The sequence below is a fragment of the Caulobacter sp. CCH9-E1 genome, from assembly GCF_001556515.1.
GTDB lineage: Bacteria > Pseudomonadota > Alphaproteobacteria > Caulobacterales > Caulobacteraceae > Caulobacter.
The window spans coordinates 1-7461 of record NZ_LSJA01000196.1 but is presented as its reverse complement, the minus strand read 5'-3'; the positions used below and the strand labels follow the sequence as shown (position 1 = coordinate 7461).

Annotated in this window: 8 protein-coding genes; all 8 read left to right on the top strand. The window is 65.5% G+C overall.

The genetic code is table 11. The annotated features are described in order from the left end of the window. On the top strand, positions 1 to 148 hold a 148-nt coding region (locus tag AX690_RS11810; RefSeq protein ID WP_255357068.1), incomplete at its 5' end, for a flagellin. Between the two features lie 103 nt (positions 149 to 251). Then, on the top strand, positions 252 to 617 hold the full coding sequence (locus AX690_RS11805) for a flagellar protein FlaG (protein ID WP_066680264.1): 366 nt from the start codon (positions 252 to 254) through the stop codon (positions 615 to 617). Positions 618 to 797: 180 nt separating this feature from the next. Then, positions 798 to 1634 carry a flagellin gene (locus AX690_RS11800; protein WP_066680266.1) on the top strand — a complete coding sequence of 279 codons (837 nt, stop codon included), beginning with the start codon at positions 798 to 800 and terminating at the stop codon, positions 1632 to 1634. Between the two features lie 65 nt (positions 1635 to 1699). Next, entirely contained in the window at positions 1700 to 2254 is a 555-nt protein-coding gene (pseH, locus tag AX690_RS11795; protein ID WP_066680271.1) for a UDP-4-amino-4,6-dideoxy-N-acetyl-beta-L-altrosamine N-acetyltransferase, read from the top strand. 78 nt (positions 2255 to 2332) lie between these two features. Next, the gene (locus AX690_RS11790; protein ID WP_066680273.1) at positions 2333 to 5203 is read left to right on the top strand and encodes a hypothetical protein; all 2871 of its coding nucleotides are present in this window, start codon (positions 2333 to 2335) and stop codon (positions 5201 to 5203) included. Positions 5204 to 5295: 92 nt separating this feature from the next. Beyond that, on the top strand, positions 5296 to 5988 hold the full coding sequence (locus AX690_RS11785) for a hypothetical protein (protein WP_066680275.1): 693 nt from the start codon (positions 5296 to 5298) through the stop codon (positions 5986 to 5988). Positions 5989 to 6005: 17 nt separating this feature from the next. Further along, the gene (locus tag AX690_RS11780; protein ID WP_066680283.1) at positions 6006 to 6407 is read left to right on the top strand and encodes a hypothetical protein; all 402 of its coding nucleotides are present in this window, start codon (positions 6006 to 6008) and stop codon (positions 6405 to 6407) included. 160 nt (positions 6408 to 6567) lie between these two features. Beyond that, positions 6568 to 7071 (top strand): single-stranded DNA-binding protein, encoded by a 504-nt coding sequence (locus AX690_RS11775; RefSeq protein WP_066680284.1) that lies wholly within the window; start codon positions 6568 to 6570, stop codon positions 7069 to 7071. Positions 7072 to 7461: the final 390 nt, after the last annotated feature.

The window sequence follows — 7461 nt, the reverse complement described above, 5'->3', positions numbered from 1 at the left end:
GGACGCCGGCGTGGGCAACCTGGTGGACGCCGACCTGGCCAAGGAAAGCGCCAAGTTGCAGTCGCTGCAAACCAAGCAACAGCTTGGCGTGCAAGCGCTGTCGATCGCGAACCAATCTACGTCATCGATCCTGAGCCTGTTCCGTTAAGGAGCGGGAGGAGGCGGGCTCGTCTGGGCCCGCCTCCGCTTTTTCTGAGGGTCGAAGATAGGGAGAAGAAGAGAGGAGGGCCGACCCAAGTCGGCGGAAAGATATGGAACCCAAGGCCGCATTGTCGGCGATCAGAGATTTTATCGCCCCCGTGAACGCCCCGGACTCGTCCGAGGGCGCCAAAGCCGTTCAGCGTCAGCTCGGCGCCGCCTTCGGGCAGGCGCAGTCAGCCGACGCCGAGCAAGCCCAACACGCTGAAGCCAAGCCGGAAGCTCCCGTCGAGAAGGGGCCCCAGCCCGGCGATCTGCGCTTGGTGATCGAGCAGGACGGCGACACCGGCGACTATATCTACAAGACCGTGGACCGGCGCACCGGCGAGACGCTGCAGCAATTTCCCCGCGAGGAGATTCTGAAGATGCGCGAAGCCTCGCGCTACCACACGGGGGATGTCTACGACGGCAAGGCCTGAGCCGCGGCGGACGCCGTAGCGAAGGCGGCCCTGCGACGGCCGGTCGCAGGTCTTAACAGGCATGGTTTATAAGCGTTAACCATGTTCTTACTTTCTGAGCCCAGTCTCGGCGGCGATTAGATCGCACGCCGAATCGCGCGCGATCGCAACCACGGCAAAATCGCCGATCGGAGGCCGCGCATGACGCTGAGCGTCAATACGAACCAGCCCGCGCTGATCGCGCTGCAGAACTTGAATCGCACCAACGACGACATGCAGTCGGTGCAGACCAAGATCAACACGGGCCTGTCCATCTCCACCGCCAAGGACAACGCCGCGATCTGGTCGATCGCTCAGGAACAGCGCGCCGACATGAGCGCGCTTGGGGCGGTCAAGATGAGCCTGGATCGCGCGACCTCGATCGCCGACGTGGCCCTGGCCGCCGGCGAGTCGGTCTCGGACCTGCTCAAGCTGATGCGCGAGAAGGTGGTGGCGGCCAAGGACACGTCGCTGACCACGACCTCGCGGCAGTCGCTGAACGCCGACTTCCAGGGAATTCTCAAGAACCTCACCCAGGTCATCAGCAGCGCCGTCTTCGACGGAGCCAACCTGCTGGACGGCAGCCAGGCGGCCGACATGACCTTCCTGGCCGACGCGGACGCCGTCCAGGCGATCACGTTGAGCCTGCAGAATCTGACGCTCGGCGGGACGATCAACACCCTTCTGCCGACCGACGACATCCTGACCCCGGCCAACGCGACCGCCGTGCTCACGCGCCTGGACGCGACGATGAGCGCCGTGAACCAGGCCGTCGGCAATATCGGCACCCAGGCCAAGCAGATCGACGCCCACAGCACCTTCGTCGGCCGGCTCAACGACGTGCTCGAGACGGGCGTGGGCAATCTGGTGGACGCCGACCTCGCCAAGGAAAGCGCGCGCCTGCAGGCCTTGCAGGTCAAGCAGCAGCTGGGCGCCCAGGCGCTGTCGATCGCCAACGGCGCGCCACAGATCATCCTGTCCCTCTTCAAGGGGCAGTAACCCTAGGTGTCGTCGCCGCGCCGGGGTAAGCTTGGCGCGTGCGAGACGGGGAATCGGCGGCGAGTATGATCGAGTTGCGCGACTTGCGGGACGAGGACGAGGCGGTCCTTTTTCAGTGGCGCTCGGAGCCCGAGGTCGACCGCTGGATGTCCGACGCCGACCTGCCCAGCCACGAAGCGCACGCCGCCTGGTTCCAGGCCCTGCGGTCCGACCCCGACATGAGGGGCTGGATGATCACGCGCGCCGGCGCGCCCATGGGGTTGCTGACCCTGACGGGGCTGACCAGTCACCACCGCCGCGCCAGCTGGAACTGGTTCCTCGGCTCGGCCGAAGCGCGGGGCAGGGGCGTCGGCCGCGCCGCCCAGGTTCTGGGCCTTGACCGGGCGTTCGGCGAACTTGGCCTTCACAAGGTGTTCGCCGAGGTCATGGCCGACAACGACGCGGCGCTGAAGGCGCAGTCGGCGGCGGGCTTCCGGCGTGAAGGCTATCTGCGCGGCCACGTTCTGAAGGACGGCCAGCCGCGCGACGTCGTTTTACTGGGGATCCTGGCTTCGGAATGGGGCGAACTGCGCGAGAACGCGCGCCGGGCGCTGTCGGAGGCGCATCTTATCGCCGCTTAACCTCGACTCTTGAGGGCGGGTTAACGGGGACAGGCGAATGTATCAGCGGGGGACTCTGAGTCCTCGTCAGGACAATCCGTGATCACGTTCGATACCAGCACGCTGCTCAGCTACTATCAGGCCCGAAACGGCCTGACGAGCGCTGCCGCCTCTGGCGTAACATCGGCCACGACGTCCAAATCCAAGACGCCAGTCCCGGACGCGCCCTGGCTGTCTGGCGCCACGCCGCCCGCGACCGAACTCGTGCGATCGGCGCTGAATGGCCGCAAGTTCGTCGATGAAGGCGCCAGCAGAACGTCCCTGAAGGGCGCGAGCCCGGACTACTCGAAGCTTTTCGCCACCTATCAGGCCCTCAATACGCTTCTGGCCGTCGCCAACCGGGCGGGGGAGAAGCGCGTCGCCGATAGCGAGATCGCTCGGCTGCAGACCGCCATGACGCGGGGCCTTTCCGAGGTCAGCACCTACGTTCAGGGACTGTCGCTCGATCAGCTGCGTCTGACCACGGGCGCGGTCATGACCAGCAACAAGGCCAAGGTGGGCGTTCCCAAGGCGAACTACACCTACACCACGGACACCATCTACAGCGGCCAACTCGGCGATCCGGTGCCGAAGTTCCAAGGCAATGTGTCGTTCGACGTCGCGGTGAAGGCGTTTGGCGTCACCAAGACGGTGACGATGGACCTGAACGAGATGGGCTCCACGCCGCGGACCATGTCGAACGTGGTCGAGTACATGAACGGTAAGATGAAGGCGGCCGGCTACAACACCGCCTTCGCGGTCCAGCGGACGGCCGGACAGGAACGGACTGTCCAGGTCAATGGAAAGCCCGTGGCCCTGCCGGCGACGGGCGATGATTTCGCCCTGAAGGTCAAGGGCGACTCCGCCGAACAGATTAGCTTCAGCGCCCCGACCACGGCTCCGGCGGTCTATGTCACGACCAAGGCGGGCGATCCCGATCCGGATAAGAACACGCTCACCGACGATGGCGTCTACGAGACGACCCTCACCAAATACAGCGCCGCCGGAACCGGGGGCGGGGCTGGCGCCGGCGCGCCGGGCGGCAAGGTGTTCACGGAGACCTTGCAGGGCACGATCTCCAATGTGCGCAAGTCGATCGCGGCGGCGGACGGCTCGATCTACATGCTGGCCGATGTCGCCACCCAGGTCGACGGCAAGCTGGACATCGATGGGCAGCCGATCAAGGGCGACAGCGACGTCGCCCTGCTGAAGTACGACAGCGCCGGCCACCTGCTGTTCGCCCAAAGCCTGGGGGCCACCGACAACGCCAGCGGCCTGTCCTTGGCGGTCGCCGACGACGGCAGCGTAGCGGTCGCGGGGTCTGTGAGCGGACGGCTGCAGGGCTCGGTCGACGGACCGCTCAACAGTGGCTCCGGCTCGACCCTCACCGACAGCTTCGTCACCCGTTATAGCGCGAATGGCGACGAACAATGGACCGTGCGCCGCGGCGGACTGCAGGAGGACGAAGCCACCGCCCTCGCGTTCGGCGCGGACGGCGTCCTCTATGTCGGCGGTCGCAGCAAGTCTGACCTGCCAGGCTCGGTTGGAACCGATCCCAGCGGCGGTTGGGACGCCTATCTGTCGGCCTTCGCGACGGGGGGCGACGGCAAGCCGAAGGCGCTGTTCACGCAGAAATTCGGTTCCGCGGCCAATGATTCCGTCTCCGATATCGTCGTCAACGGCTCCCAAGTCATCGTCGGCTCGAAGGAAGACGGCAACGCGATGCTGCGCAGTTTCGACGTGACCGCCAACGTGGTCACCGAGAACGTCACCCAGCTGAACCAATACGGCGCTTATGAGAGCGTGCCGGTCACCTATACCAAGACGGCGACGTTGAGCGCGGGGGCGACGCGCGATCTCGGCTCGTTGAAAGGCGGCGAGCTGGTTGGTCTCAAGATCGACGGCGGTCAACTCTATGTCGGCGGCTACACGGCCAACAATCTCATGTCGATCAACGGCGCCACGACAGCGCCATCTGGCGGTATGGACGCCTTCGTTGGCCGGTTGTCTTTGGATATCTCCGACAACAGCGCGGACGCCCTTACCTATTATGGCGGAACGGGCGACGACACCGTCACGGGTTTTGACGTCAAGAACGGAACCGCCTGGGTGGTCGGTTCGGCGGGCGCAAACCTCGACGGTTTGCCGACCGTCGGGACGAAAGACGGCTACGTGGCTCAGCTCAATGTCGGTAGCGGGGCGGTGGACTGGAGCCAGCGGGTTTCCGGCAAGGATGGGTTCGCCGCGCCGACCTCCGTCGCGGTTTCCGCCGCAGGCGCTTCGGCGCTGGACCTTTTTGGCCTGCCGTCGGGGAAGATGGAGTTCAAGCAGTCGGACCGCATTACGACGGCCACCGCCGCCCGGGCCGGCGACACGTTCCAGATCCGCACCCGCGAACGCGGTCCGCTGACCACGATCACCATCGAGGCCAACGACACGCTGGAGACCTTGGCGGACAAGATCAAGCGCGCTTCGGGCTTCCGCGCCAAGGTCGAAACCGTCACCAACGGCGACAACCGCGTGCTGAAGATCAGCCCCGCGCTGAACACCGCAACGATCGAAGTCGTGGCCGGCAAGGGCGGGAACGATGTGTTGACGGCCCTCGGCTTGTCCGGCGGCGTGGTTCGGGCGACGAAGACCGAAAGTGGCAAGACCGTTTCGGCGGATGGCGGCGGGCAGGTCTATGGTCTCCAACTGCCACCGGAACTGGACCTGACCACGGAAGCCGGGCGAAAGAACGCCAACGTCGTTATCACCCGCGCCTTGTCGCAGATCCGCACCGCTTATCGTGAAACCTCCGACGCGGCCAAGGGGATCAAGAGCGACGACAGCAAGACCTCCGGCAAGACCGGCGGTACGGTTCCGAAATACCTCACCGACCAGGTCGCCAACTATCAGGCGGCGCTGGATCGCCTGACGGGCGGCGGCTGACCAGCCCTTCGGCGGGGCGCGAAGGCGACGGACGGGCTCTTTCCATGGCGGTCGCGCTTGAAAGCGTCATCGTCGCGTCGTAGCCAGGGGTCATGGACTTTCTGAAAGATCGACGGATCGTCGTGCTCGGCGGCGGCGCGGCGCTGGCGCTGCTGGCGGGCCTGGGCATCGCCGCAGCGCTGCTGGCCGGCCACGACCAGAAGCAGACGGAAGCCCCGCCGGCTTCGCGCGCCGGCCTGATCGTCGAGACCGGACGCGACGACGACACCAAGCTCGACCCCGCTCGGCCGCTGCGCTGCTTTGTCGGCGGCGCGTTCGTTGGCGAGATCACCCTGGCCGAATGCGCCAAGAAGAACGGCGTGGCGACCGGCGCGCTGGATGTCGGCGTCGACGAGACGGGCGCCCTGGCCGCCGCCGATCAGGCCGGCACGGTGCTGACGCCCTTGCCGCCGGCCCCAACCGTCGATGCGCCCGCCGCGGGCCAGCCCGCGAGTCCTTCGACTCCCGCCACGCCGGCGATGGCCTCGGCCAACGCGCCTCTGGCCGCCTGCTGGCGCTACGCCGGCGGCGAATGGCGTCGTTTGCCAGGCGACATCACCCTGAACGCCTGCGCCCAGCAGCTGTTCGGCGGGCGCTGCGAGAAGACGAGCGCCGTGGCTTATGGCCGCTGGGGCGAGGAAACGCTGCGTCTGCTCCAGGGGCGGATCGAGGCGTCTCCCGACAACCGCAGCTTCCACACCGTGTTTGAACAGCCGCCAAACTGCCCTAGCCCGAACGCTGGATAGGTTTATAAGTGTAATCCATGAGCAAGACCGTTCTCGCCGCCGCCGTCGTTCTCGCCGCCACGGGTTTCGCACTCGCGGGCTGCCAGAAGGAGATCAAGCCGCCGTTCGAGCAGGGCGTCTGCTTCCACGTGGCGACGAACAAGGACAAGACGCTGCGCTACAATTCCGTGGCTCGTAACGTGCCCACGATGGAGGAGTGCGCCGCGACGCTCGAAGGCATGCGGATTCGCTTCGTTCGCCTCGGACAATCCAACAGCCAGAGCATGGTCGGCGCCTATCAGGGATCCTTCATTTTCATCGAGAAGGAAGGCATCTATCTCGGCCAGACCTATGATGGTCCGCGCTTCATGTCGCTGGTCCGCACGGGCGATGGCCGTCTAGCCATCCCGGGCGCCATCCGCCGCGTTCCGGCCGAGTAGGCGAGGGGGCGCGGAGCGCTCGCGGCTTCGTCCGTCCACAGCCGTCTTTCTCGTCCACAAGAACATATTGAGAACAAAACTTGCGCGCCGTTTAACGCCTCGTTAACGTGCGCTCTCAGATTCCGGCGCATGGGTCGCTGGGCGAGAGCAAGGTCAAGCGATGGCGGGCAGCGTCAACAAGGTCATTCTGGTGGGTAATCTCGGCGCCGATCCCGAGATCCGCAGCCTGGGTTCGGGCGACCGCGTCGCCAATCTCCGCATCGCCACGTCCGAGACCTGGCGCGACCGCAACAGCGGCGAGCGCAAGGAAAAGACCGAGTGGCACCGCGTGGTCATCTTCAACGACAACCTGGTCAAGGTGGCCGAGCAGTATCTGCGCAAGGGCTCGACGGTCTACATCGAGGGCGCTTTGCAGACCCGCAAATGGACCGACAACACCGGCCAGGAAAAGTATTCGACCGAGATCGTCCTGCAGAAGTTCCGCGGCGAACTGACCATGCTGGGCGGCCGCGGTGACAGCGCCGGTGCTTCGTCGGGCGGCGGCGACGAGTACGGCGGCGGTTATTCGGGCGGCGGCTCCAGCTTCGGCGGCGGCCAGCGCAGCCAGCCCAGCGGCCCGCGCGAGAGCTTCTCGGCCGACCTGGACGACGAGATTCCGTTCTAGAGCCGAACAAGGGTAAAACTGTAAATAGCGGTCGGTTCCCTTTGGAGCCGGCCGTTTTTTATTGCACCTTCCTGAACGCTCGCCAGTGGTCGTAGCCTGAAAAGGCCCACCTTGCTTGGAGCGTCCATATGGTCTGGCCTGTCGTCCGACTACACGTCCGACCGTGTGGAGAGCGGGTTCCGCTTCTTGTCGATCGCGACATTGGCGTTCCGCTGCTTTTGCCGGCGATCTACGTGATGACGGCCCTCCGGTCGCGTGCGGCAAACACGATCGCCCAACACCTCACGGGCGTGCAGGTTCTGCTAATGTGGTGTCACGCTGAAGGTATTTCCCTCGTGATCCTCCCTCGTTTCAGTGGACACCCATGCTAGCTTTTCGGAGCTGGAGAGG

Excerpts from the sequence above, each read along its gene's own strand:
- AX690_RS11805 (WP_066680264.1), top strand. The coding sequence starts at position 252 with ATGGAACCCAAGGCCGCATTGTCGGCGATCAGAGATTTTATCGCCCCC.
- AX690_RS11800 (WP_066680266.1), top strand. The coding sequence starts at position 798 with ATGACGCTGAGCGTCAATACGAACCAGCCCGCGCTGATCGCGCTGCAG.
- pseH (WP_066680271.1), top strand. The coding sequence starts at position 1,700 with ATGATCGAGTTGCGCGACTTGCGGGACGAGGACGAGGCGGTCCTTTTT.
- AX690_RS11785 (WP_066680275.1), top strand. The coding sequence starts at position 5,296 with ATGGACTTTCTGAAAGATCGACGGATCGTCGTGCTCGGCGGCGGCGCG.
- AX690_RS11780 (WP_066680283.1), top strand. The coding sequence starts at position 6,006 with ATGAGCAAGACCGTTCTCGCCGCCGCCGTCGTTCTCGCCGCCACGGGT.
- AX690_RS11775 (WP_066680284.1), top strand. The coding sequence starts at position 6,568 with ATGGCGGGCAGCGTCAACAAGGTCATTCTGGTGGGTAATCTCGGCGCC.